Genomic DNA, 24938 nt, shown 5'->3' with positions numbered 1-24938 from the left:
AATAAAACCCCATCAACATCTAGAATGGCCCATTCATTTGACAATTTAGATAATACTGAAAGCGATCCCGAAGAGGATCCATCCTCTCACTATCATGATACAAGCCCCTACCGCGCCAGAAACATGATCGGGGCCCTCTTACCAGAATCAGAAAGGGTTTTTGGGTGTCTGGAGGCAGGGCGCTCTCTTGAGGAGATCCGTGAGATGGCGCTCCATGGCACCCTCTTCACACAAAGGGCTCTCCTGAGCAGGAAGAGGTTCTGGACCATGTTACAGAGCCGCTACTTCAAACTCCCTAAATGGGCTCTGGATGAGGTGATCGAAGCATATAGATCTGGCCCTCACGGTCGGGAGTTCGTATCGCTTCTGTATGTGCATTATGCACTCTGCGATCGGTTTACGTTTGATTTCATAACCCGGGTTCTCTGGGAGAAGTGGAGCCTTCAGCAGTTCAACGTGGCGAATGACGATATTCTGAAGATGCTCGACGACTGTGCAGAGGCCGAACCTCAGGTCACGACCTGGACAGAAGCAACACGGGTAAAACTTGCCGGGATCATCCTCTCCTCTCTGAGAGATTTTGGTGTGCTTGAGGGGAAACAGAAGAAAAGACTGGTCAAGCCGGTATTGCCTTTGAAGACCGCAGAGCACATTCTCCGCATTCTTACCGCAGAGGGGGTCAGGGGAAACGACGTGCTGACTGATCCGACCTGGCGCCTGTTTCTCTGTACCGAGGATGAGGTCGCTCACCATCTGCAGCATCTTGCCCTGAAACGGATCATCCATTTTGAGCGGGCTGGACGAACGGTTGTGTTACAGACGCCTGATGAGTGGAGAGACCTGAGATGACGCATAACGATTGGAAATGGAAAATCGGGGAGGCGATCACCCGTATCCAGACGCGTTACGATTTCATCGGGAGGAAGACCGGCGTTCCTTTTCTCGCGGTTGTCTATCCTGTCTCTGCAGAGGTGGCAGTCCTCAGGGAGTGGCACACGCAGGCGCGGGCGTTGCAGCCTGATATCGATGTGAAAACGGTCGATGTGCTTACTGTCACACAGTCTGTCCTCTCCGATATCGGCGTCGATAATGTTGTCGAATCCCTGACTGACAGGGAGTGGGGGGTCAGCGCACAGGAGGACCTGAGCCGGCTCTGGGTGAGCGCAATTGCCGATGAAGTCAGGCTCAGGATGACGGAAGAGAGTTCTGGAAAACCAGTTCTGAGTATTGAACATATTTCTGCTCTTTATCCTGCGTCGGGTCCATGGGATGTCATGCAGAGCCTGTGGAATGATGCAGAACTATCACTCGATTGTCCGGTTATTGTCCTGATTCCCGGGGCGCTCACCGGGCCGAGACATTATCGTTTCCTTGACCGGAGAGACGAGTTCATGTACCGGGGAGATCTCTTATGATAATCGCTGATCTATTCGAAACACGCGTTGAAGATAAAATTGAGCCCGTTATTAAGGTTGCCGAGAGAGAGGACGAACATAAACTCGCTGTTGAGATTGGCAGTTATGTCGTCACCCCGATGATCGAGAAATTCCTGGACGATTTTCTTGAGCATTATACTGATACGTTTCTGACGAAGACGACAGAGATCGGGATCTGGATCTCCGGGTACTTTGGCTCGGGTAAGTCCCATCTTGCAAAGATCATGGCGTTGCTCGCGGAGAACAGGGTCATTGAGAATGTTTCTGCATGCGAGCGTTTTGAATCGCGCCTGCCGCCCGACGGGCCCCGCACCACCTCGATCCTGAGGAGCCTGAAGAGGATGGACCAGTGCGAGGCCTCGGTGCTGGCCTTCAATCTCAATACTCTCTCTGCGAGCAAGACGCGGGAACTTCCCGAACTCCTCCTCTCGCAGTACTATCTCTCCCGGGGTTACTGCAACAACCTCACCTATGCCAGGGTGATCGAGGCCGAGATGGACCGACAGGGAAAGATCGATGACCTGCACGCGGCATTTGAGCGCCTGTCCCATAAAAAGTGGGCCGAGATCCGCGATAACCCGACCTTTTTCAGGAAGCACCTTTTTGCCGCCGCGAGCGAGGTCGCCCCGGATATGTTTCCCAGGCCGGAGGATGTGAAGGAGGCGCTGAGCGAGGCCGAGGCCGGTGCGATCATCAATGTGTCCACCCTTGTCGATACCGTCCTTGATGACCTGGAGCGCCTGGAAAGGGAGAGAGGGAAGCCGCAACGGTTCATGTGGGTAATGGATGAGACCGGGCAGTGGATCGAGAACAATAATGGCCGTCTTGCGCGGCTGCAGGCGTTTGTCGAGGAGGCGGCGCTCAAGGGGCAGGGCCGGATCTGGGTTGCTGTCACGACGCACGGGGATATGGGGGCGATTTACAAGGAAGCCCGCGCCCTTGACGGCGATATGAAAAAGATCGAGGGGCGGTTCAGGTTCAAGCCGGCTCTCACAACGGAGAATATCGAGCAGGTCCTTGAGAACCGGCTGCTCAGGAAGCGAACGGAGGGTAGGCGGGTTTTGCAGAGCCTGTACGAGAGGTGCGGGAGCGGAAACCTGAAGGGTATCGGCGAACTCTCCAACGCCCTCCAGGTGTTGCCGGATTGTTCGGAGGATTCTTTTGTCACGTATTATCCCTTCCTGCCCTATCAGGTGCACCTGATCCCTGATATTGTGAAGTCGCTCCGTTCGCGGGGTGGACGGGGCGAGCAGATGAGCGGGTCCACCAGGACGCTGCTGGCGATCACGCAGGATGTCCTGCGTGCGGGCCGGGTCAGGTACCTGGAGATGGAGCCCGGTGTGCTCGTGCGTTTCGATGAGATCTATCATAATCTCTCAGGGGAGGGCGAGGTCAGCCCGGATGTGCGGACCGATATTTCACGGATCTCGAAGGTGGTGCCTGATGCAAACGGGTTTACGGCGTCGGTTGCAGAGGTGCTTTTCCTTGTCAGGGAACTGGAGTATATCCCGAGGACGATCGATAATGTCGCCCGCCTGACCATTCGGGACGTGGATGATGACCTCTCTGATGCGATTGCGCGTGTCAGGCCTGAGCTTGAACGGTTGATGAAGGCCGGGCTTGTCGCCAGGATCGGTGAGGAGTATGAGTTCCTGACCGGTGAGCGCCGGACGTTTGAGGATGAGGTGACCACGGTCGAGGCCCAGATGGGGCAGGGGATTCGCGAGGAGCAGTTCGGCCGTTTGTTTATCAGCGAATCAAACTGGCGGAAGTGGCTCGGGTCCAATACGGTGAGTTTCAAGAGCCAGGAGTTCTCGTTTTCCCTGGAGGTGGATCATAAGAGGGTCGGCGGGACGTCGGGTGCGGTAACGCTGAAGATGATCACCCCTCTGGAGCGGGTGGGGGGCGCGACGGTTCAGGATCTGCAGTCTGACAGCCTCCATTCTGATGAGCGGAACACGATCTTTTTCCTTTCGGGGCGTGTGCCCGAGTTCGAGCAGGACCTGACCCGGTATATTGCGATGAAGGATGTGATCGACCGGTGGAAGCAGGACCCCCATAAATCCGAGGACGCCCGGAAACTGGCCAGGGACCGGGAAGGCATCGATCTGCCGAAGTTGCAGAAGAGGGTTGTCGATGGGTTGAGGGCCGGGATCCGGTCGGGTACGGTGGTCTTCAGGGGCGCTTCACGGACGCTGGATCTGCCGTCGAGCCAGAGTGCGGGAGATGGCCTGCTCTCGGTGATGGCCGAGTTCTGGCCGAAGATTTATACGAACTTTGACCGCGTGCCGGTGAGAATCTCCAATGACCAGCAGGCGATCCGGGATGTGCTGGCAGGGAAGACGGGCGTTTCGGCGGATGTGAAGGCGCTCGCACTGTATGACCAGACCGGGACGCTCAATCCGCAGAGCCCTCTGATCGATGCGATCAGGACGTACCTTGCCGGAGAGCAGACGCAGGGCCGCAGGGCGTTGGGGAAGGAGATGCTGGATTATTTTGAAGAGCCGCCTTTCGGCTGGGATCCCAATGCCGTCCGCGTGGGTGTCGCGGCGATGGCCAGGGCGGGCAGCGTGAAGGTGGTCCTGAACAAGAAGGTGTACACGAACCCTGACGACCAGGATCTCCAGGATGCCATGCGGGTGTCGTCGCACTTCAAAAAGTCGGAGCTGGAGCTGGAGGAGACGACGATCCCGCCGGAGATGCTGACCGAGGTGAGGTCCGTGCTGATCAATCTTGCGAAGAGCCGCCGGATCGAGGAGACGCCGGCGGCTCTTGCCGAAGCGGCGGGGTCTCTTGCGGATGCGCTGATTGAGAGGGCGCACCGTGTCGAACTCTGGGCGAGGGGGTCGGGGATGCCCCTTTCTGCTGCGTTTACGAAGGGGAAGGAGGCGTGGACGGCGCTTTCCGGGATGACAAACCCGGTGCACCGGGTCCGTGAGATTGCAGGTAACCGCGAGGGGTTTGCCGCCGGGCATGACGCGATATGCGCTGCCGACGCGTTTGTTGAGAAAAATGGGGATGCGTTTACGCGTCTTCGGGCGCTGAAGGGGCAGATGGAAGCGGTATCCTACCATACGGATGAGAGCAGCAGTGTCAGGGAGATGGTGTCGGCCTGGAATGCGGCGGTGGAGAAGGCGTCGTTCACCGACCCGGAGGCCTGGAAACGCCTGCTCGCCACCCAGAAGCAGGCTGAGCTGGAGGTGAAGGAGCTGGTGGCCGGCTGGAAGGAGTCGGCGCGGGAGGTCCTGGAGGAGGGTCTGGCCGCCCTGCCGACGAACCTTGCGGAGAGGGATCTGGACGCCGGGCTTGCAGAGAAGTGGAGGCCGCCTCTGGAGCATTTGCGCTCTGAGATCGAGGAGTGTTCGATCCCGGCGCAGGTGGCGACCCTGCCGTCGCGTGCAGGGAAGGCGGTGGCGGATCTGCAGATGAAGATCGATGCCGAGGTCGCCAGGATCGAGCGGGAGAAGGCGATAGAGAAGGGAGGAGTGAGTGTCCCCAGCCAGAAGGTGCGCCTCTCCCTGACGTCCCTGGTGTCAGGGAAGCGCGTCAGGAGCATTGCCGAGTGGGAGCGCCTCAGGGACGATATCGATGCCCGTGTGCGGGCGAAGATCAACGAAGGCTACGATATGGTGGAGTTCGAGTAACCATGGAGGCAGAGCAGAAGAAGATCCTCAAGCCGCTTGTCCTCGAGTTCAGGCACCTGCTGGAGGGGAGGTACGACGAGCACGGGAACTGGCATGGCGGCGATCTCGAAGAGCGGATGAATGCGCTGGGGGTCTGGTGGGACCGGGAGCCGGTTCCGGCCGGTGAGGTGCCGTTCCGCTCCCCTGAGGACCGGCACGCCCGCGCGGTGATCGATGCCTATCTTGCCCTGCGGGAGGAGGCGGGGATCGCGCGGCGGGATGCGATCGAGGAGTTTGTGCGGGAGACGGCGTACACCTGGGCGAACCGCCTGCTGGTGCTCAGGTGCATGGAGGCCCGCGATCTCATCGATGGTGTGGTGGCGACGAAGGAGGTCTATGGCGGGCGGTCGCTTGCCCACCACCGGCTGGCGCAGCGCCACCCGGAGGTCTGCACCGGCGAGGACGGGGGGCTTTTTGCGATGCTCCAGGATGCGTTTTCGTTCCATGCAAAGCACCTGCCGCTGCTCTTCGACCCGAAGGCGGCCGGGGTTGCGCTGCGGCCGTCGGTGGCGGCGCTGAAGCGGTGCATCGCCCTCCTCTCGGGGACGGAGGCGGTGAACAACTCCGGCACCGCGACGGACGAGGTGTTTGCGGCACCGGATGCCCTCGGGTGGGCGTATCAGTACTGGAACACCGAGGAGAAGGACCGGGTCTTCGAGAAGGTCAGGACGAAGAAGGCGAAGATCGCGGGTGCCGATATCATCCCGGCGACGCAGCTCTACACCGAGCCCTATATGGTGAAGTTCCTGGTCCAGAACTCGCTGGGCGCGACCTGGATGGGGATGTACCCGGACTCGGATCTCTCCGGGGGCTGGGAGTACTACGTGAAGGACGCCGATCGGGCGCCGGTGCGCAGGAAGAACGTGGAGAATATCACCTTCCTGGACCCGGCCTGCGGCTCGGGGCACTTCCTGATCGAGGCCTTCGACCTCTTCTACCAGATGTACGAGGCCGAGGGGAAGTACACCGACCCGGAGACGATCTGCAAGAAGATCCTCGCCCGCAACCTCTACGGGATCGATATCGACGAGCGGGCGGTGCAGATCGCCCGTGCGGCCCTCTGGATGAAGGCGGCCGAGCGGGTCTTCGACTTCTCGGGCACGCCGAAGAATATCATCGCCACTAACATCCGCCTGCCGAAGGGAAAGGACCACCTCCAGGCCTTCCTCGCCAAGCACCCCGAAGACGCCCCCCTCGCCCCGGCCCTCGAATCGATCTTCGAGGGCCTCGCCCATGCCGACGAACTCGGCTCCCTCCTCCAGATCGAGGAGCCGGTGGAGCGGGCACTCCGCAGCCTCCGCACCCGTCTCGGCGGGCAGACGACGCTCTCCACCGGAGAGTTCGCCGCCCCGACGACCGACGAGGAGTGGGAGACCTGGAAGGACGGCGTGGTCGAGCGCCTCGCCGACCACTTCACCGCAGAGGCGGAGGTGGCGGATCTCGTAAACGCCTTCTTTTCGCAGAACGCCGGGAAGGGTGTTCGGCTGTTTGAGTTGCTGTCGAAGCGATACGATGTAGTGGCGGCGAATCCGCCGTATATGGGATCAGGAACCATGTCATTGGTGGTGAAAAAATACCTAGATACCAATTATGACAAAGGAAAACGCGATCTTTTTGCAGCATTTATACTCCGAAATCTGAAACTTTCAAAACTTAGTGGCAAAGTGGCTATGGTCACACAACAATCCTGGTTATTTTTGCAAAGTTATGAAAACCTTCGAGCAATTACTGAAAAAAGGACGGAAAGTGCGCAAAAGGAAGAATTTTCAGGCCTAATTAGACAGACCAGTATCGAAACAATCGCCCAACTTGGACCGAAAGCTTTTGGAGAAATCGGAGGCGAGGTTGTAAGTGTCGTTCTTTTTACTTTAACTAACAGTGGACCAAAAGAGAACCACCATCTAACAGCAACTAGGGCTATTGCAGGAGGCTGCTCAGAAAAGAAAGCAGAATTACTGCGAAATAGAGGCAATAATCAGACCTATCGCATACTTCAAAAATTATTTCTTCACATCCCCTTTTATTCACTTATCTATTGGCTCCCCGAACCTTTGTTATTGCATTTATCCACAAGCAATCGATTAAGTCATCAAATTACTACTAGCGAAGGGCTTGGAACAAGAAATGACTCTAGGTTTGTACGATATCAATGGGAAGCAGTGATTGACAATAATCGTTGGTTCATGTATTCAAAAGGTGGAGGATACTCCCGCTGGATGGGATTCAATTATTGGATTGTTGACTATAATTACAAAGGTACTAAGATTAAGTCCCAAATCTCTGAAAAATATCCCTACCTGAAAGGAAATACCGATTGGCTTGTAAGGAATGAAGAGTTATATTTCGCTGATGGCTTAACGTATTCCGATATTTCAAATGGTGCTTTTAGTGCGCGGTATTTGCTAAAAAATTCAATCTTTTCGGATACAGGACCTGGCGTGTTTATTACGCGAACGCAGCTAAATACATTAGGTATATATTTTAATACCTATCTGGTAACAATATTGCTTCGTGCAATAAGCCCTAATTTACATTTTAAGACAGGATACGTCAAGCAGCTCCCTATCTGCCCAAACGAAACCGCATTAGACAACAAGTTATCTAAATTAATCTGTTACTGTAAATCAGAAGACGTTGAACAAGATCTTAGAGATGTCAAATTTAATCCTAGTAGCACATTAAATTCCTATTGGGCCTATTATCATCTAGATGCTATACTACATACCATTGAGGGCTTCAATGAGACCAAGTTATTAGGAGTGCTAGATCTTCAGAACATTAAAGATCAAATCTATACAGAAACAGGTTTGCCTTCAGGGTGGCACCCCCTCATCGCCGCCTACGACGCCCTCCCCCCGCTCCCGGACGGCCTCCCCGAGATCCCGCAGGAAGTCCTCGACGATCTCACCGAACACGAGCGCCGGAACCTCTCCCCCAACGACCTCGCCACCCTGAAGGCGAACCTCCGCACCCTCTACGAGGGCGGGCCGGGGGCGAAGATCGAGATCGAGGACGACAGCACCTCTGGCGACGGCGAGGAGGAGGCGGTCGCCGGGGCCTACATCCCGATCCCGGCCGAGACCTTCCTTGAAGAGCTCTCCCAGAAGTTACAGGTCCACCCCATCTCCGTCTACTGGCTCCTGAAGGAGGGGATCGAGGAGGAGTGCTGGCGGTGCATCCCGGAGGAGCGGCGGATCACCGAGGACCGCTTCACCGTGATGGTCCTCCGCATGCTCGGCCATAGGTGGCCGAAGCAGATCGAGGCCGGCGAAGCGGTTCCGGATTGGGCCGATGCCGACGGGATCATCCCGCTCACCCCGGGTTCCGGGGAGGCGACCCTGCTGGAGCGGGTCAGGGGGCGGATCGCCGCGGAGTTCCCCGGCGGTTCGGCTGCCGCCATCGAGCGGGAGTTCGAGGAGGTGATGGGCAAGAGTCTCGAAGACTGGCTCCACACCGAGTTCTTCAAGCACCACACCCAGCAGTTCAAGAAGCGCCCCATCGCCTGGCAGGTGCAGAGCGGCAAGTTCACGAAGAAGCGGCAGCCGGCGTTCGCCTGCCTGGCCTACTACCACAAACTCGACGAGGACACCCTCCACAAGATCAAGAACCAGTATGTCGGCCCCCTGCGGCAGCGCTACGAGACCGAGATGCGGGGCATCGAGGGCATCCCCCCTGCCTCACGAACCGAGGTGCAGGAGCGGCGCTTCCGCGAACTCGACGGGCTGATCGCCGAACTGAAGACCTTCGGGGCGACCCTCTCCGACGTTGCGGAGAACGGGTTTTCGAGCAAGACCCTGGAGAAGATCGCAAAGAGCGAGCCCCTCGACTCCTGGTGCTCCATCGACGGCACGCGCCCGGCCCCGGCCGACAGGGAGGCCTTCCTGCGGCAGGAGCGGAGCTACATCCCTGACATCAACGACGGCGTGCGGGTGAACGTCGTCCCCCTCCAGAAGGCCGGGCTGCTCGCGGCCGACGTGATCGCAAAGAAGGACCTGGAGAAGGCCGTCTCCGACCGGGCCGAGTGGCGGTCGGACGAGCGCCGGTGGTGCAGGGAAGGGAAACTGCCGAAGTGCGGGTGGTGGTGAATAATGGAGGGATGAAAATGAGTGATGATGAAACCCCATCTGATGAGAGCAGGTCATACTCGATAGAAGATCTCAGAGATATCAATTCACTCGCGGCGAAGGAACTCCTTCGCCTTATTCACCAGGATCAGTCTCTTGCACCAGAATGGAAGGATAAAATGCTTGATTTACTCAAAGATGGTGTGCCGGAAGATATCACACCATTATCCAAGATGATTGAGGAGGGTATCCATGCTTCGACTCAAGAGGCTGAAAGTGAAGAATTGTCGCGGGATCATTGATGGGCCGGATGTAGTATTTGGAACAGGTGGGGCAGTAATCTGTGGAGATAATGGCACAGGTAAGAGTTCATATATCGATGCTCTTGAAAAAGTGCTAACGGGGAAGTGCTCATCCCTTGACATCGGTGCTCAGGAGCTCTCATGGAAAAAGCAGGGGACTCATATTCGCTCTGATTCAAATCCTGAAATTCAAATGATTCTAACTGACGGCAATAAGGATGAAACGGTCTCTCTTGGAAAAAGTACCGAGTCTTTCCCTAAAGATGTTCAAAAATTCTTGAAAGCCTCTCAAGAAAGTAAATTCATCCTTCGACGTCGAATACTCCTCGATTTTATTGAAGCAAAACCAGCGCAGCGATACAAGGCGATTGAAGGTTTTCTAAATGTTGATCGATATGTGGCGTTTGAACAAAAGTTGATCGATCATAAAAAAGATTTAGAGAAAGGGGTGAAGGAATTAGACGATAAAATATCTCAAAATAAACAAGAAATTCGAAAAATCCTTAAAATTGACCCCAAAATCCCAATAACAAAGGAGTGCTTGATTGAACAATTTAATATCTGCTTGAAGGACGCCGGAATAAGGGAAGTCACAGATTTCGAGGAGTTTGAGGTATGTGTAGGGATTATCGATGCAGATTTGAGATCTTTTCAAAATATTTCTCAATGGCAAGGTATCATTGATTTTTCCAAAGAACTCGCCAATGCTCCTTCGTATTCAGAAGTTATAAGATCCGAAGAAGAGTATTACAGTGCTTCTAAGGAATTTAAAATTGAATCTGGGACATTAAAAGGACAATTATATGAGAAAGTACTTCAGGACGGCCTTCGTTGGATAAAAGAAGATGCTCTCGAACAATGCCCCCTCTGCAACTCCCCTATAAACGCAGATGAGATTCAGAAATTTGTTCAACAAAAAATTAACGAACATAAGTCCATCATTGCATCTAAAAATATTTGTAATGCAAAATATAATCTTTTTTTTCAGGCGATTTCAAATTATGCTAAATTTTTGGAGAAAACTCGTAGAACTTGGGATGAACTGCTGAAAGTACCGTTGATCGACAGGTATGATACCTTTCAGAAGGTAATTGAGGAGATAGTAGCAAGTAATAGTAAAATCAGTGAGCCTGAAAAAATAGAACAAGAACTTGCTCGATTACTCGAATTTGATGGAAATGCAATCATTCATTCAATGAAAGAAGTGATTGATGAGAGATGCGCTTCATCACCAGATATTGATCGATATAAAAAATTAATAGACCTGAAAAATTCGATCGCAGCCGTATTACTTCATCATTCGACTATTCAAGGCTCCATAAATACAAAAAATAATACTAAAGTTGTTTCCGAACAAATAACGCAAATATCTGAATATGCAACGAAAGCCCGCAAAGAAGCAATTAAAATTCTAATGTCTGAGATAGGAAAAGTGACCAATGAATATTATCAGTATATCCACCCTGGCGAATCAATAGGCTCTCCAGCATTTGAGCTCCCAGATGGAGGATCAGGAAGTATAAAGATCATCAGCGAATTTTATGGGACAGAAGACGATCCCCGCGGTCACTATAGCGAGGGACATGTTGATTCACTCGGGCTTTGTATATTTTTAGCGATTCGAAGGTTCCAGTATAACCAAAATCCTAATCTTTCATTGCTTGTGTTGGATGATGTACTACAAAGTGTAGATGCTGGTCATCGTCGAAAAACAGCAGAAATGATCTTTGAAAAATTCAACGATCACCAAATTGTAATTACAACACATGATCTTCTATGGTTTGAATATTTAAAACAGGCTTCAAAACGTCATATGAGGAGTAAGAAGTTAAAGTATTACAAAATTTCAGATTGGAATATTGATACAGGTCCGATATTCGGAGATCATCTGAATGATTATGAATGGTTAATATCAAAAAACGCTGGAAAATCCAACCCTCAGGATAAAGCGATAAAAGCAGGTCGAGTGCTGGAGGAAATTCTTCAGAACCTCTGCAACAATCTAAATGTTAGCGTCCGATTTAGTCTTTCAAGTAAATATACAATAGATCCCCTCTGGAATGCATTTTATTCAAAATCAAAAGAATTTAACAGTTTTTATTCCTCTAACAAGAAATGTCTTGATACAATCGAAAAAACACGAACCATGCGGAACTGGGCAGGTGCTCACTGGAACTCATGGGCAACAAATTTGACTGAAAGCGAAGCACGGGAATTTTGTGATGCAGTAATTGGTTTTCGGAAAGGTGTATTTTGTGAACATTGCAATGAATTTATTAGAAGAATTAGTGAGATTGACAATTTATGGTCCTGTAAATGCGAAAAAATCCGATATAAAAAGGGTGAATGATGGATGCCACTAGTTATTACGATATCAAAAATCTGAAGAGACCACAAATGAACAACAGCAAATTCATGAAAAAAGAGCAGTCTGCGTGCGGATGGTGATGACGATGGCAAAACTCCACCCCCTTGCCATCCGGAACGACTCTGAGTGCGTGAAACGGAAGTTCACAGAACCGAAAAAAGAGTTTCCTACACTCCATTCTCAGGATGAGCGGAGCCCGTTCCAGCATGATAAAGACAGGATCCTCTATTGCAAGTCCTTCAGAAGACTGATGCACAAGACGCAGGTCTGCTTCACCGGAACGATGAATGAGCACATCAGAACACGGCTGACACACACCCTTGAGGTAACGCAGATCGCCCGGACAATCGCACGTCAGGTCGGTGTGAACGAAGACCTCACCGAGGCGATTGCACTGGGGCACGATGTCGGCCATACCCCCTTCGGCCATATTGGCGAATATGTTATCCATGAACTTTTAACAGGGCAGGACGAGCGCAAAGTCCTGAACAAATTCAACATAGATCCCGAAAAGGTTGGCATCGGGTTCAAGCACAACTACCAGAGCGTCAGAGTGCTGATGGATGTTGAAAACGGATATTGCTCATTTTCTGGATTGAACATCAGTTATCCCGTCCTTGAGGGCATCTTAAAACATTCAAAATTGTGCTTTAAGGAAGAACCAGATTTTATCCAGTATGAAACGATTACCAACCTGCCGGAACTGCACTTCGAGCAACCATTCTCCGCTTCGATAGAGGGGCAGATTATCAGTCTGTCCGATGAAATTGCGCAGGTCTGCCATGACATCGAGGACGCGATTGAAGGAGACTATAATAGCAAAAAACTGATTCTGGAACTCATCGGTGAGTTAATTGATCAAGGTCTCTTGAAAGGAATTGAAGACCAACCCTTCATCAAAAAATCAGACCATTGCAAACCCTGGATTGACACGCACTATTTCAAAGAATTTACCAGCTGGATTATTAGTCTTATCGTTATTGAGTCCGTCGAAACAATAAAACAAAACATGGAGAATTATTTAAAAAGGAAAGCGAAACTCCCATATCCAGAACCAGAATATTATCCGATCACAGAAGATCTCGCCAGTGAAACAATTCTTGAAAAGAATATTTTATTCGCACGGCTCAAAGATCTGCAGGAACGGTTTATCATTAACAACTACAAAATTCACCGTGAAAATGGGAAAGCCAAGTTTATCCTGCGCCAGATCATCAAGGCATATCTGACCAACCCGAAACAGCTGCCCGACAGCGTCTTGAAGAAGTACACGGCGGTCTGTGAAGTCCCGGAGGTAAAAAAATATCTGAAAAACCTGGACCTCCACCATGAAACGATCAGATATCTCAATGACCGGGAATTCGAAGAATGCCGGCATAAAATAATATCAGACCCGAAATTCTTGCGTGTATTAAGCGACTATATCGCATCGATGACCGATCTCTATGCCTTCACCGAGTACAAGAAACTGTACCTTGAAGAGGATACAGGTGCTTAAGGAGGAGAGAGAATGACCGAACCCCCCACCAGTTTCCACGCCTGGCTCACCTCCAGGATCCGCCCCCACCTCCAGAAGCACAACGGCTGGATCCTCTGGTGCGACCCCCGCCGGGAATGGCTCGACCTCCTGAAGAAGACCGCCGAAGCCGACGGCCTGGAACTCTGGGCCGACCCCGACGAGCACGAACTCGCCCTCAGAAACCGCTTCGCAACCCGGCCGAGAACGAGCCGGATCGTCTGGCTTCCCCGCTCCGAGGAGGAGATCACCTGGTTCAGGGTCTTCGAGCCCGAGGCCGACCATGTCTGGGAGACCCGCCTGGTCTCCGCCCTCCGTGACTACGGGGTGCAGATCCCCGGCGACCGGGAGGAAGAACTCATCCCCCTCCTCCCCGCCTACGTCAACGAGCGGTTCGACAGCCCGCGGGCCGACTGGAAAGACTTCACCGCCGGCTCGGCAAAAGGCGAACTCGTCAACGACCGGAAGATCCTGGACGTCCTCGCCGGCAGCACCGGCGAATTCGACCGGCTCAGGTCAGAGAGCAGGTTCGAGATCTTCGCCCGCCGCGCCAGAGAGGACTTCGGCCTCCCCGACCCCGAACAGATGGACGAGGAGACCTGGCGACGGGAGGCGACCGCCGTCCTCCTCTGCACCGAGGCCGCCGAGGCCTCCCCCCACTCACCCCCGGCGGAAAAGAACCGCATCATCCCGCCGGGCCTGCCGCGCGAACACGCCCTCGCCCTGCTCAGGCAGTGGGAGGAGAACATCACCTATATCCCCTCCTTCGAGCGTGCCGTAAAGAAGGCGGACGCCATCACCTCCCTCGGCCCCTGGGCTGAAAGGCTCGCAACGCCCCCTGCATCGGCAGGTTCGCGGGCCGTCGAAGAGGCCATCCTCAAAAAATACCTGGACCGCCTCACCGCGATCGGCGACGTCGAGGCCCTCGCAAAAGAACTTGACAGCGCCCTCCCCACCTTCCAGGAGCGCGAAGCCCGCTTCTGGGGGAGCATTGCCACCGACAGCGTCGGCTGGCGGCACCTCTCCTCACTCGCCGGCGTCGCCCACCCCCTCGTCATGCACGCAGGCGTCGAAAAGACCTGGACCCGCGCCGGCGACGCCATCGCATGGTACGCCGGCGGCGGCTGGACCCTGGACGTGGCCGGAGAAATCCTCTTCACCGAAACCCCCTCCCTCCCCGAGGTGCTCAGGACCGTCAGGGGATCGCTCAGGCGCCACTACCTCAGAACCATCGACCGCATCGGCAGAACGTTCTCAGACCTCCTCGAAATCGACCAGACCGCCCTTGCAGCCCTCCCGACAGCAGGAGAACGTGCCCTCTCCATCCTGGACGGCAACCCCTCCAGAACAGCCTACATCTTCCTCGACGCCTTCCGCCTCGATCTCGGCCACCGGCTCGCCGAAAAGATCAACGAAGGCGAACCCGAACAACGGGCAGAGGTCGCAATCGCACGGGCGCCGGTGCCCAGCATCACCCCCATCGGAAAACCCTTCGCCCTCCCGGTCGACTCCCGCACGCTCCGCGTGGACCTCTCTCCAGACCAGAAAACCTTCTCTGTCACCGCAGGAGAATCAGGCAACCTCGCCATTGCCGAACAATGGCGGAACTGGTTCAGGGACGCCATGGGCGTCACCACATTCCTCTCCATCGAAGAGATCATCGACGGCAGGAAGATGAAGAAGGCAACCTCCTCATCGCCGCTTCTTGTCGTCGAAGGCGCAGAGTTCGACACCGCCGGCCATGACGGAAACCTCAAACTGGACGGCGCCGGGGACAGCCTCGACCGCTACACAACCGCCCTTCGAAAACTCAGGGATGCCGGCTACTCACAGATCATCATCGTCACCGACCACGGATTCTTCCACTGGCAACCCGAACCCGACGAGATCGAAGAGAGCAAACCAGAAGGAGAACGCCTCTGGACATCACGCCGCGCCGTGGTGGGCCGGGCCCTCTCCCATAAGACCGCCCTCGCCCTCCCTGTCCCCTCCTCCGACCTGAACGCCATGGTCCCGAGAAGCATCAACGCCTTCAAGACATACGGGGGCCTCGGCTTCTTCCACGGCGGAGCAACCCTGCAGGAACTCATCATCCCCGTCGTCCTGGTCCACTGGCCCCAGAAGGCAAAGAAGGTGAACGCCGTCCTCAAACCGGTCGGACAGATCACAAGCGAAATGCCGAGGGTACAGGTCGAGCCAGGGGCAGGAGGCCAGCAGAAACTCATCGGCGCCGACTCCAATCTGCTATCGCGGAAAGTGCTGGTGAAAATCAAAGACCTCCAAACCGGAAAGGTTATTTTCCGCCATGATAACGCTGTGACCATCGAACCCGCCGGCGGGGCCCAGACAATCGCGCTCTCTCGGGTAGATGCCTCATCTGCACCCCCCTTTGGATCGAAACTCGTTGTGGTCGTACAGGATGCGGACGACGAAGAAATACTGGCCAGAGAAGAGGTTGAACTCAAGGTGGAAATAGATGAATTCTGGTGAACACTTCGAACTCGACGATCTCGACAGGAAACTCGTCGCCGCATTCCCCGGCAGGGTCGTCAGAAAGGATCTCGTCCACAAATTAAAAGTGGGCTTTTCCATCCCCGTGTACGTCCTGGAGTACCTCCTGGGAAAATACTGTTCCACAACAGATGAGAAAGGAGTCAACGAAGGTCTCCAGCTCGTCAAAGGCGCCATTGCTGAACGGGTCGTCAGGGCCGACCAGGGAGAACTGATCAAGGCGCGGCTGAAGAGATCGGGATCGATGAAGATCATCGACCTGGTGACGGTCACATTCGATGAAAAAGACCAGGGAGGGAAGTACTGGGCACACCTTGCGACCTCGGGTCTTGACAAGGTACACATCGAAGAAGATTTCGTCGAGAAATATGAGCGTGTGCTGACCGGCGGCGTCTGGTCCAACATCGAACTCGTCTATGACGAAAACATCGTGCACGGCAATGTCACCCGTCCCTTCGTCATCGCCAACATGAAACCCATCCAGATCGCCAGCGCCAGAATGGACGAATGGATCGAGGCCCGCCGCCAGTTCACGCGGGAGGAATGGGTGGACATCCTGCTGAGGTCGATAGGATACGAACCAACGCATCCCGACCTTACATGGCGGGTGAAACTGCTCATCCTTCTCAGGCTCATCCCCATGGTCGAGAAAAATTACAACCTCATCGAACTGGGACCCCGTGAAACAGGAAAATCCTTTGTATATCGTGAAATCTCCCCCTATGCCATTCTATTATCCGGAGGCCAGGGCTCGGTGCCTGACCTCTTCGGATGGAAAAACCGGAAAGACAAACCCGGCCTGGTGCTCAAGAACGATCTGGTGGCATTCGACGAAGTGGCAGGATCGCACTTCAAGAACGAGACAAACAAGCAGATGTTCAAGGGCTACATGGAACAGGGTTCATTCTCACGCGGCGACGACAAAGGAACCCTCTCCGCCGAAGCAGGCATCGTCTTCAATGGCAACATCGACGGGGACGTCGAATCGATTGCCAGGACATCGCACCTCTTCTCCCCCCTGCCAGAGACGATCAGGAACGACACGGCGTTCCATGACCGATGGCACGCCTATCTTCCCGGGTGGGAGATGTTGAAACTCAAACCCGACCATTTCACCCAGCACATGGGTTTTGTCGCCGACTATATGGCCGAGATCTTCCACAACGGCCTCCGCCCCCTGAACTATACCGATACCTATGACGAATTCTTCTCATTCGGGAACCATGTCGGCCAGCGCGACAGAAAGGCAGTTGTCCGGACCGTATCCGGCCTCATGAAACTCCTCCACCCGGACGGCACCTGCTCAAAGGAAGAGATGGCTGAGTACGTGAGCACCGGCCTTGAAATGAGGAGGAGAGTCAAAGAACAGTTGAAGCGGATGAACCCGATCGAGTTTTCGCGGGTGAACCTCTCGTATCTGGACAAAGAAACCGGGGAAGAGTATATCGCCGAGTGCTCCGAGATGGGGGTGACAAAACTGATACCCGATGGCCCCCTCGCTCCAGGAGACGTCTTCAGCATCGGGTGGGACCCGACCCTCGGGAGGGTGATGCTCTTTAGAATACAGGTCGCAGCCATCCCTGGATCAGGACGACTCCGGGTGGTCGGGTTGACCTCCAAGGCACTGAAAGAGTCCGTACAGATGGCGTACAACTATCTCAGACTCAACTGTAAGAAACTGGGGCTTGAACAGGATATCGGCAGCTATGATCTGAACATTCAAGTCATGAGCCCGGGACATGCAAAAGAAGCAGAAGACATGGGGGTTGCATTCTATGTGGCCATCCTCTCGGCCATCGTAAACAAACCCCTGGGAGGCGGACTGATCATCCTCGGGGAGATGACGCTCCATGGCATACTTGCCAGAGTCGAGTATCTCGGCGATAGGATGAGAGTCGCCATGGATGCCGGGGCAAAGAGGGTCGTCATCCCGACGATCAATGCCGCCGACTTCGGGAACATACCTCCGGAACTGCTGGATAAAATTCGGGTGGAGTTCTATTCCGATCCGATGCAGGCGGCATTCAAGGCGATCAGCGAAACATAACACCACTATTTTTCTTCATGTTCTGCATATGAATCAATCATGACCTACTGGTTCGCCTCTTCCAACCGCGACAACTGGGAGATAATCCGGAAAAAGAACATCTGGGGGATACCAAAACGGAACAAAGCGATCATCCAGCGCGTAAAGATCGGCGATGCGATCGTCATCTATGTCGCTCAGAAAAAGGAGGGGGATACGGTCCTTCCCTCAGCAGTTGTGGGAGCCTATGAGATCGTCTCGGAGGGGTACGAAGACCACAAGCCCGTCTTTATCACGCCAGAAAGCATGGGCGACGAGATCTTCCCCTACCGAGTCAAACTCCAGCCCATCAAAATCTTCACCGAGCCCGTCGAATTCAAGCCCCTGATACCCAGACTGATGTTTATCAAAAATAAGACCATGTGGACCGGTCACATCAGGGTTGCGATGCGGGAGATCCCAAAAGAGGATTATGAATATATTATGAAGGCAGCAGAGACCCACAGGGACTGATCAGATGGGCGACATCCGCATCTTCCGCATCGATGGCCCGCAGGCAGAAGAACTCAAAGGAACCTCCGTCGCCCTGGAAAAATCCCTCCAGACCTACATGGAGCAGAACCTCGAACCCCTCCTGGGCGTCACCTTCCTGGCCAGCGAATACGTCACCGGCAAAACCCACGGCGGCCGGATCGACACACTCGGCATCGACGAGAACGGTTTCCCGGTCATCATCGAATACAAGCGGGCGCTCAACGAGAACGTCATCAACCAGGGGCTCTACTACCTCGACTGGCTCCTCGACCACAAGGCCGAGTTCGAACTCCTCTACCTCAAAAAAATTGGCACGAGGGCCGACGAGATTATCGACTGGTCTGGGCCAAGGCTCCTCTGCATCGCTGGCGACTTCACGAAATATGACATCTACGCCGTCCAGCAGATCAACCGGAACGTAGAGTTGATCCGCTACCGACAGTTCGACCGTTCCCTCCTCCTTCTCGACCTGGTGAACGTAACGTCCCAAAACGGCGACACCGCCGCCCCTGCACCCTCCTCTCCCGGCAAAAAATCGGCGGCGAAGACCTTCAGCGAATCGCTTGCCTTCTCAGACACCGATCTGCACGACCGCTACGAAGCCCTCAAGGCGTTCTGCCTCGCCCTTGGCGACGACGTCCAGGTGAAGGTCACCAAACTGTATGCGGCCTTTCGGCGGATCAAAAACTTCACCAGTGTCGAGATACGCCCACAGTCCGGCCTCATGCTCCTCTACCTCCGCCTCGACCCCGACACGGTTGCCCTCGAAGAAGGATTCACCCGCGACGTGAGGAAGATCGGTCACTGGGGAACCGGCGACCTGGAGATTGTGATCCGGTCTGATGACGACCTGGAGAGGGCCAGGCCCCTCATCTTGCGGAGTTATGAGGAAAACTGAGGGCTGGAACATCCCGCCCCGACAAACACCACATTTATCTCAATAAGCAGGAAAAGAGAGAGCATATGACAGCGATCACTGGCGTCACCTTCCCCATACCAAAAACCTACATGACCCGCTTCTTCGACGAGGGCAAGACCGTCTTCATCAAACCGGCCACCGTCTTCAAGGAACTCAAACCCGGCATGAAGTTGGTCTTCTACCAGTCCCACGAGGACACCGGCTATGTCGGCGAGGCAAGGATAAAGGGGGTCATCATCACCGACGATCCTCTCACCTTCTTTGAAACCTTTGGCGACGCGATCTTCCTGACGCAGGAGGAGGTGAAGGCCTACGTCCAAAACCAAGAGCGCTGGCAGGGCGTTCGGGTCAGGAAGGGGGATGGTAAAAAGAAAGCCTGGATTGCCCTAGAACTCGAAGCGATCCGCCACTATAAAACAATACAGAAACCTGACCGGTTTGTTCCGGTCGGCGGAAAGTATCTGAGGGAATAGCACCCACTCTTTCTCCTCAAATGAAGATCGTCAATATCGTCTGTTCAGGCGACCTCCGCCAGCCTGTCCCCTTCCAGAGGTTGCCAGAACTCGGGCCGGAGACCTACAGGTACGATCCTGAGATCTACCACGGTGCCTACATCCTCCTCTCCACCGGCAAGGCTACGGTCTACCGGAGTGGGAAATATATCATCTACGGCCTGAAGTCCCTTGATGATGTCGATCATTCCTATCAGAAGTTCCTCGCCCTCCTCTCCCCAATCATCGACCCCACCCACGTCTCGCCGCCTCGGGTTCAGAACATCGTCGGCATGGACGATATAGGGATGAAGGTTCCCCTGACCCACCTCGTCGTCGCCCTCCAGATGGAGCACGTGGAGTACGAGCCAGAGCAGTTCCCGGGCGTGATCTATCGTGGGGAGAAGGGGACCGCCCTGATTTTCTCTTCGGGGAAGGTGGTCCTTGCCGGGTTCAAAGATCTGGATTCGATGGAGGTGTTCGCGTCCAGACTGAGGGAGACTATCAGGGCGATCGCATAGCACCGGAAGGGTGTCATTGCATCTCTCTTTTCTTCCCCGCACTCGCCGTTGGTATCAATTATTTGCGTCCTCGAGGAACCGGACACCACAAACCCCATCAAGTCCAGCACCCGTCCCCGGTTCCGCCCATCCCTATGAAATCAAGAAGGAGATATCGACAGTTGTATGGCAACGTTATACAGATAAAACCAATATATACCAAAATTATGTCGATATATCAATTTAAATGTCTATTAATAGTAAAAAAACCACCATATAAGTAGATTTGATATCTAGAACCCCAGTATGGTCTTTGAACTGCTGACGACAGAGGACAGAGATGGATAAAAAAATTGAAGAAATGAAAAAACTATATGGAGATCTATGTGAGACATTTGAAAAAGGAGAATTTGGAGGGATAAAACAGAAGGAATACGTTAAACTAATAGCAATTACGATATATATATTTGGAGAAAACCACAGAAAATTAAAACGGGAAACTGCAATAACTCGAATTACTGATTTAATGGAATTAAGTAATTCAACTGTTCCAGAAGATTACACACGGGTAAATACCAATAAAGATGGGCGGGGAATTCCCAGAATGGTGCACCACATCGATTGGTCCAGAAAACACATGGTGGATAAAGACCTGTTAAGCACGAATTCACCTAAAGGAATATGGGAACTCACAGACGGCGGAATACAATATTCAAAGAAGATCTTACCTTCTGAATATCATTAGGAGCCAGTTTGAAAATAATCCCACCTGAATATTTTGATGACTAAGGGCTCTATATTTCCAAGAATTCAGGGACGAGGATTCCCTGGAGGAGCAGCACTCCATCCATGTCTGCACGGCAAAACGGCATCTAAGACATCAGGCTCACGCTCAACTTGGAGCAGAATCCCCCTTACAAGGTTTGTGCTACGATGGCTGCATCACGGTCAGTAAAAAGTGATATAATTGTCCAGTGAGACTGAACCCTTTCGTACTATTTTTGTGTCGTCGCTTTTTTTATGTAGATGCTTGTGATTCTTTCTTTTGACACAGCAGTTTAACTGTGGACTGCCCCGTCATACACGCACAGGAGGACATTGAACCCCCTGATCGCCATATAGATCCCGGCCTCGGTCGCAACGTCCGACCGCTCCGCCCGGACACTGTCCCTAAAGCCATCCCGCCGGGAGAAATTGAGAAGAGTCATAATCAGGGTTGAAGATATGGAGTTCCAGCGGTTGGTGCGGTAACCATGTTCGTCCTGGCTGCCATCTATGCCCTGCATCTCTTCTCCTCCGCGACGATTTCCCAGATGCCGTGTTCAACCATTCGTTTCCCGATGCCCCGGTAGAACGGCGACCGTTCCTCAAAGGCGTCGATGTCTTCCGGTCTGACTTTTCGTGGTCCGTTTTTCATGGAGGTCTGCCTCCGCAGTGAGGGTGCCCGACTGGGTTCGCTGAAAACAAATGCTGCCGTCCATGGCAGCGGGTGGTGGGGGGGTGACGGCCTGGCAGCCCTCGAAAAAGAGATGAATGGTTTGGGGGCTCTGTTGAAAACCTCCTTTTAGGGTTCATGCCACTTTCCTCCATCGATGATCAGGCAATATCTGGGGGTTGTGGGAAGCATTTCTACAGAGCCGGTTTGGGGTTATAAATGAAAAGTTGGTGTTTTGAATGTGTTTTTTCAGATTTCACCTTTCCTTTTCTTTTCGTTGAGATCTTACCTCTATTTGTACAACAATCTCTCTAATATTATGGAGAATGGAGGGCGTGAATGCGGAGAATATTAATGGCATCAGGCAATGAGAGATGGCCTTTCGTGCTTATGTGATTTAAAAAAATTGATCAATGTGCTTATGTTGAAGAGATAGGATCTTTGAATATCTGTTGTTCTGTATTTTTCTCCCATTCTCTCACAGATCTATAGACATTTGTATCGCAGAACAATTTGGGGTCGTACATCTCGATAATTGCCCTTTCGATGCTATTTCCCTTACGGAGCTTTTTGGATTCCTCAGATCCAAAAATTTCGTCGAGACCGATCTTTAATATCTTTACTATATCATGTCCGTTACACATTATACTGGGGCATGTGAATTTATCGCAGATCTCGATAAACCGATCTTTCCTTTCTCTGATCGTCTCCAGTTTATATTCCAGAACGTCTTCGTCCTGGTCTGTAACAGCTTCGATAATCTCAAGCAGTCCTGAAAAATCAAGGACTAATGATTTTTTGTCGGTAAATGGAGAAAACACCAAGTCTTTAAAATTCAATGCCCATCTCTTTCGTTCATTATAACAACGCACTGTCCCGATAAGGTATGCAGACCTGAGCAGAGTCTCTAACAAACCCATGCCTGTTTTTCTCTCAAACTGGGCTAATTTTTCTCTGTCAACATATTTTTCGACAAATGAATAAAAAGACGGGGAAGTTATTACCAGTGTTTCAATGTCGTGTGTATCGAGCAATATAATGTTTTTATCATACTTTGGGTTATCCACAAGCGGGTCGAAATCCTTGTCGACAATTCCCACGACCCGGGATCTATAATGCTGATCGCCATTCAGTTCATTTATTGACTCAATGATTTTCGATTTTCCATGCGCGACGATGATTTCACAGGAGTTCTCTTCAACGATCTTATTGAAGAGAATGGTGTCGCTATCCCCTTCCAGCAGCAAGTACGACCATCTGGACTTTTTTGCGGCGTCGAACATTCTGACCTTGTTACAAATTCTTTTGGGTGTGATATGCTCTCTCATCTGGTCTTCCGCCACATTAATCACGACCTGAAGGGTTCATTGAGTAGGTCAGATCCCATCGGTCGTTGATGAAGTCGGGAGAGTGTGTTGCGATCAATATTGAATTTGTTGTCAATACGCTATTTTTTTGAACTTTCAGCATCTCCTCCAACAATTTATTTTGCCATGTGATGTGAAGAGATAATTCTGGTTCATCAATAAGAAAAAGTAAATTTAGCTTACAACTAATGTGTTCGAATGATCCTTCTAATAATTTCCCATAAAAGACAGTAAGTGGTTTAAACAGTAGTTCAAAAAATATCTTAAGTAAATTCTGTTCTCCAGATGACAGCACCTTGAAGGTGTTTGACTCTAACCTTGTTCTCTCATTGAATACCTTTGGACCCATGTTCTTTTGTAAAAAAATATTGGATGTCTTAAATTCTTCAATTAGGTAATCAAGATAGTTCTTACTGTACAACAACGGAACAAAGTAACGCACATTGTCTAATGCATCGTCCAGTGCAAGATCTATTATAGGTCTTGAAATTGGATTTATCAATCTGTCCGAACAAAGCAAATATGACTCTCCATAATAGTCCATTTCTGTGTCGGGCTCTTCGATTGTATTTTCAAACCTTTTATCGAGTTTTAAGTCAAGTACAATCCCATGGGAGGAGAGTTCATCCACTTCTTCGTTTAATAAATTGATTTTTTCCTCTAATTCGAGTATGGTTGGATATTCACTTCGTTCTAGGGCATTAAACTTTGTAATCAATCGATCAGGGAAACTTAATGCACTATATTCTGCCATTTTTTGTGTTATGTTTGTGGCATTGTCCAATATCGAGTTATAATCATCGACGCATTCATCAATTGCTGATTTTCCTTCCGACGGATCATCACCAAAATGAACTAACCGTTGTGTTTGAATAAAAAATACAGTTATTTTATCCCGAATGTTTTTCAGAGGATCAGGTTCATCAGAGAAAGAATGTGGGTAAATATCAGGTTCAAACGGATTTGGGTTTAATTTGTTCTTTTTTAAGTATTTATCATATGTTAATTTAATATTTAATGAGCTAAATGCCTCGGACATGTTCATTGGATCTGTATCATGTTTGGATCTCTCGAAGAGTGCATCTTCATATTCTCTGATTTTTGATTTGATCTCTTCATTATTTGATGAATTTACATAATCCGGTATAAGAATCTTGATACCCTCAGGAGTTATTACGAATATTTCGTAGTTTTTAAGATTCATGTTGTTTATATATTCTAAAAAAATGGCACTATTATTATCCATGTATTCTTCAAAGGAATTTAAGAACTTATCATAGGAATTATCCTCAAGTGATTGCCGTATCAGATAAAAAAAGTGAGAATAAATCCGAATGGTGGTTCCATCACTAAATTGCAAGTGGAAACTGTTAAATCTTGTTTTTTTGAAAATATTGTAATCCCCTGTAAAAAATCCATAGAGCATTTTCATAAGAGTGGTCTTGCCACACCCATTGATGCCGTGGATGATTGTGGTCCGTTCCGGATCGTTCAATTTGATTTCTGTATAATTTGTATCAGGCGTGAAGAGTCCGTAAACATCGATCTGGTCCAGGGTCAAGGGGTCCATATCTCATAATTCATTCCAGGAATATTAAATGTATCTAATTTTATGCCATAATTTAAAAAATAATGGCCTAGTATTCCATTGGTTGACTAAAAAAGAGTTTAAATCTCACCTTTCCGTTTCTTCTCGTTGTTCATCTCCTCGACCATCGCCCAGAAGATCTGCGGGTGGGCGGTGAGATCGGCCTCGATCTCCTCGATGGTGGCGATGCTCTCGCCG

At 51.8% G+C, this 24938-nt stretch carries 18 protein-coding genes; 14 read left to right on the top strand and 4 right to left on the bottom strand.

Annotated features, from left to right (window positions below):
* The first annotated feature begins 123 nt into the window (after nt 1–123).
* The 14 genes from METLI_RS06540 (at nt 124) to METLI_RS13125 (ending at nt 21095) form a co-directional block, all read left to right on the top strand.
* Complete coding sequence (locus METLI_RS06540; RefSeq protein ID WP_048103677.1) at nt 124–849, top strand: BrxA family protein; 726 nt, start codon at nt 124–126, stop codon at nt 847–849.
* Nucleotides 831–1415: a hypothetical protein gene (locus METLI_RS06535; RefSeq protein WP_157203231.1), complete on the top strand. Its 585-nt coding sequence runs from the start codon at nt 831–833 to the stop codon at nt 1413–1415. The genes METLI_RS06540 and METLI_RS06535 overlap by 19 nt, the downstream gene beginning before the upstream one ends.
* Nucleotides 1412–5080, top strand: a complete 3669-nt coding sequence (gene brxC, locus METLI_RS06530) for a BREX system P-loop protein BrxC (protein ID WP_004038977.1) — start codon at nt 1412–1414, stop codon at nt 5078–5080. The genes METLI_RS06535 and brxC overlap by 4 nt, the downstream gene beginning before the upstream one ends.
* Nucleotides 5081–5082: 2 nt before the next feature.
* Nucleotides 5083–9204, top strand: coding sequence for a BREX-1 system adenine-specific DNA-methyltransferase PglX (gene pglX, locus METLI_RS06525; protein WP_004038976.1), 4122 nt, complete (start codon nt 5083–5085; stop codon nt 9202–9204).
* A gap of 17 nt (nt 9205–9221) precedes the next feature.
* Complete coding sequence (locus METLI_RS13130) at nt 9222–9485, top strand: hypothetical protein (RefSeq protein ID WP_048103675.1); 264 nt, start codon at nt 9222–9224, stop codon at nt 9483–9485.
* Nucleotides 9436–11835 carry an AAA family ATPase gene (locus tag METLI_RS12770; protein WP_004038969.1) on the top strand — a complete coding sequence of 800 codons (2400 nt, stop codon included), beginning with the start codon at nt 9436–9438 and terminating at the stop codon, nt 11833–11835. Before METLI_RS13130 ends, METLI_RS12770 begins: the two co-directional genes overlap by 50 nt.
* Before the next feature lie 103 nt (nt 11836–11938).
* The gene (gene dgt / locus METLI_RS12415) at nt 11939–13351 is read left to right on the top strand and encodes a dGTP triphosphohydrolase (RefSeq protein ID WP_169313807.1); all 1413 of its coding nucleotides are present in this window, start codon (nt 11939–11941) and stop codon (nt 13349–13351) included.
* A gap of 12 nt (nt 13352–13363) precedes the next feature.
* A complete protein-coding gene (locus tag METLI_RS06510) occupies nt 13364–15859 on the top strand; it encodes a PglZ domain-containing protein (protein ID WP_004038965.1) in 2496 nt (831 codons plus the stop codon).
* Nucleotides 15846–17927, top strand: a complete 2082-nt coding sequence (gene brxL, locus METLI_RS06505) for a protease Lon-related BREX system protein BrxL (protein ID WP_004038964.1) — start codon at nt 15846–15848, stop codon at nt 17925–17927. The genes METLI_RS06510 and brxL overlap by 14 nt, the downstream gene beginning before the upstream one ends.
* Nucleotides 17928–17966: 39 nt before the next feature.
* Nucleotides 17967–18419: an EVE domain-containing protein gene (locus METLI_RS06500; protein ID WP_004038963.1), complete on the top strand. Its 453-nt coding sequence runs from the start codon at nt 17967–17969 to the stop codon at nt 18417–18419.
* Between the two features lie 4 nt (nt 18420–18423).
* Nucleotides 18424–19338: a DUF5655 domain-containing protein gene (locus METLI_RS06495; protein WP_004038962.1), complete on the top strand. Its 915-nt coding sequence runs from the start codon at nt 18424–18426 to the stop codon at nt 19336–19338.
* Between the two features lie 65 nt (nt 19339–19403).
* Nucleotides 19404–19832: a DUF365 domain-containing protein gene (locus tag METLI_RS06490; protein WP_004038961.1), complete on the top strand. Its 429-nt coding sequence runs from the start codon at nt 19404–19406 to the stop codon at nt 19830–19832.
* Nucleotides 19833–19852: 20 nt separating this feature from the next.
* Nucleotides 19853–20371: a TATA-box-binding protein gene (locus tag METLI_RS06485; protein ID WP_004038960.1), complete on the top strand. Its 519-nt coding sequence runs from the start codon at nt 19853–19855 to the stop codon at nt 20369–20371.
* A 319-nt stretch (nt 20372–20690) separates the two neighbouring features.
* On the top strand, nt 20691–21095 hold the full coding sequence (locus tag METLI_RS13125) for a hypothetical protein (RefSeq protein ID WP_157203229.1): 405 nt from the start codon (nt 20691–20693) through the stop codon (nt 21093–21095).
* 313 nt (nt 21096–21408) lie between these two features.
* Here the strand turns inward: METLI_RS13125 and METLI_RS06480 are convergent, their stop codons facing one another.
* The 4 genes from METLI_RS06480 to METLI_RS06470 all read right to left on the bottom strand — a co-directional run bounded on the left by METLI_RS06480 (nt 21409) and on the right by METLI_RS06470 (nt 24722).
* Entirely contained in the window at nt 21409–21636 is a 228-nt protein-coding gene (locus METLI_RS06480) for a hypothetical protein (protein ID WP_004038959.1), read from the bottom strand.
* Entirely contained in the window at nt 21624–21767 is a 144-nt protein-coding gene (locus METLI_RS13120; RefSeq protein ID WP_004038958.1) for a hypothetical protein, read from the bottom strand. The genes METLI_RS06480 and METLI_RS13120 overlap by 13 nt, the downstream gene beginning before the upstream one ends.
* A 437-nt stretch (nt 21768–22204) precedes the next feature.
* Nucleotides 22205–23113, bottom strand: a complete 909-nt coding sequence (locus METLI_RS06475) for a DUF4435 domain-containing protein (protein WP_004038957.1) — start codon at nt 23111–23113, stop codon at nt 22205–22207.
* Nucleotides 23114–23129: 16 nt separating this feature from the next.
* Nucleotides 23130–24722 (bottom strand): AAA family ATPase, encoded by a 1593-nt coding sequence (locus METLI_RS06470; protein ID WP_004038956.1) that lies wholly within the window; start codon nt 24720–24722, stop codon nt 23130–23132.
* Between the last annotated feature and the right edge of the window lie 216 nt (nt 24723–24938).

The sequence above is a fragment of the Methanofollis liminatans DSM 4140 genome, from assembly GCF_000275865.1.
GTDB classification, from domain to species: Archaea; Halobacteriota; Methanomicrobia; order Methanomicrobiales; family Methanofollaceae; genus Methanofollis; species Methanofollis liminatans.
The sequence above is the reverse complement of the archived record's forward strand: the minus strand, read 5'-3'. Positions and strand labels throughout refer to the sequence as shown.

What these genes read in the sequence shown, in the direction of transcription:
- METLI_RS06540 (WP_048103677.1), top strand. Translation starts at nt 124, where the DNA reads ATGATCGGGGCCCTCTTACCAGAATCAGAAAGGGTTTTTGGGTGTCTG.
- brxC (WP_004038977.1), top strand. Translation starts at nt 1,412, where the DNA reads ATGATAATCGCTGATCTATTCGAAACACGCGTTGAAGATAAAATTGAG.
- pglX (WP_004038976.1), top strand. Translation starts at nt 5,083, where the DNA reads ATGGAGGCAGAGCAGAAGAAGATCCTCAAGCCGCTTGTCCTCGAGTTC.
- METLI_RS13130 (WP_048103675.1), top strand. Translation starts at nt 9,222, where the DNA reads ATGAGTGATGATGAAACCCCATCTGATGAGAGCAGGTCATACTCGATA.
- METLI_RS12770 (WP_004038969.1), top strand. Translation starts at nt 9,436, where the DNA reads ATGCTTCGACTCAAGAGGCTGAAAGTGAAGAATTGTCGCGGGATCATT.
- dgt (WP_169313807.1), top strand. Translation starts at nt 11,939, where the DNA reads ATGGCAAAACTCCACCCCCTTGCCATCCGGAACGACTCTGAGTGCGTG.
- METLI_RS06510 (WP_004038965.1), top strand. Translation starts at nt 13,364, where the DNA reads ATGACCGAACCCCCCACCAGTTTCCACGCCTGGCTCACCTCCAGGATC.
- brxL (WP_004038964.1), top strand. Translation starts at nt 15,846, where the DNA reads ATGAATTCTGGTGAACACTTCGAACTCGACGATCTCGACAGGAAACTC.
- METLI_RS06500 (WP_004038963.1), top strand. Translation starts at nt 17,967, where the DNA reads ATGACCTACTGGTTCGCCTCTTCCAACCGCGACAACTGGGAGATAATC.
- METLI_RS06495 (WP_004038962.1), top strand. Translation starts at nt 18,424, where the DNA reads ATGGGCGACATCCGCATCTTCCGCATCGATGGCCCGCAGGCAGAAGAA.
- METLI_RS06490 (WP_004038961.1), top strand. Translation starts at nt 19,404, where the DNA reads ATGACAGCGATCACTGGCGTCACCTTCCCCATACCAAAAACCTACATG.
- METLI_RS06485 (WP_004038960.1), top strand. Translation starts at nt 19,853, where the DNA reads ATGAAGATCGTCAATATCGTCTGTTCAGGCGACCTCCGCCAGCCTGTC.
- METLI_RS13125 (WP_157203229.1), top strand. Translation starts at nt 20,691, where the DNA reads ATGGATAAAAAAATTGAAGAAATGAAAAAACTATATGGAGATCTATGT.
- METLI_RS06480 (WP_004038959.1), bottom strand. Translation starts at nt 21,636, where the DNA reads ATGCAGGGCATAGATGGCAGCCAGGACGAACATGGTTACCGCACCAAC.
- METLI_RS13120 (WP_004038958.1), bottom strand. Translation starts at nt 21,767, where the DNA reads ATGAAAAACGGACCACGAAAAGTCAGACCGGAAGACATCGACGCCTTT.
- METLI_RS06475 (WP_004038957.1), bottom strand. Translation starts at nt 23,113, where the DNA reads ATGAGAGAGCATATCACACCCAAAAGAATTTGTAACAAGGTCAGAATG.
- METLI_RS06470 (WP_004038956.1), bottom strand. Translation starts at nt 24,722, where the DNA reads ATGGACCCCTTGACCCTGGACCAGATCGATGTTTACGGACTCTTCACG.